Origin of the sequence: Halalkalibaculum sp. DA3122 (assembly GCF_043951865.1) — a bacterium.
GTDB lineage: Bacteria > Bacteroidota > Rhodothermia > Balneolales > Balneolaceae > JAMQKA01.
Genome location: NZ_JBINJF010000104.1, coordinates 1 through 649, shown reverse-complemented (window position 1 = coordinate 649; position 649 = coordinate 1). Strand labels below are relative to the sequence as shown.

The window sequence follows — 649 nt, the reverse complement described above, 5'->3', positions numbered from 1 at the left end:
CGGCTCCCAGCCGGACAAGCCAGCCGTTGATCAGCGGGATCTCCGCATGACGATACCATCCGGTGCCTGAGAAGACCAGCACACGCAGGGAATCCTCTTCCAGGTGGGCCGGGCCGGGCGCCGGGTGCGTATGGGCATTGGCCGTTTCAGTGGACGCTGCCAGCAGCAGGAGCGCAGCAGCAAGCACAAGAGGGAGTGGGTCTCTTGGGATCATGGAATCAGTGAGTAATCTGTGGTTATCGTGTTATCGATGCTGCCGCGACCGTTACCCGTGGGCCTTCAGCCAGTCGCGCACGCGGGGGTTGAAGTCCTCGAGGTTCTCCCAGTGGAAGGCGTGCCCGGAGTCCGGGTACAGGTGCAGGGTGCTGTTCGGCAGGGCCTCGGCCACCTCGCGGGCCATCCAGGGCGGGGTGAAGGTGTCCTGCTGGCCCCCGATCACCAGGCAGGGCTGGGTAATGTTGGAAAGCTCATCCAACGCATGGTGGGTGATGCAGGCCTCGGCCTGTCCCTCCAGCCCGTGCAGGGGTTGCGGGCGCTGCTCGCGGGCCGCCTCCTGTTGGCCTTCCAGCAGGCCCTGGTACTGCTCCTCCTCATCCCAGGTGGTCTTGTCGAAGATCAGCAGCTGGATAAACCGGGTGAAATCTTCCGG

At 64.4% G+C, this 649-nt stretch carries 2 protein-coding genes; both read right to left on the bottom strand.

Annotation, left to right across the window (positions count from 1 at the left end; genetic code table 11):
• A partial coding sequence (locus tag ACG2F4_RS19390; protein ID WP_395262596.1) for a hypothetical protein occupies positions 1 to 214 on the bottom strand: 214 nt, incomplete at its 3' end.
• Between the two features lie 51 nt (positions 215 to 265).
• Positions 266 to 649 (bottom strand): alpha/beta fold hydrolase (locus ACG2F4_RS19385; protein WP_395262595.1); only part of this gene is annotated, 384 nt, incomplete at its 5' end.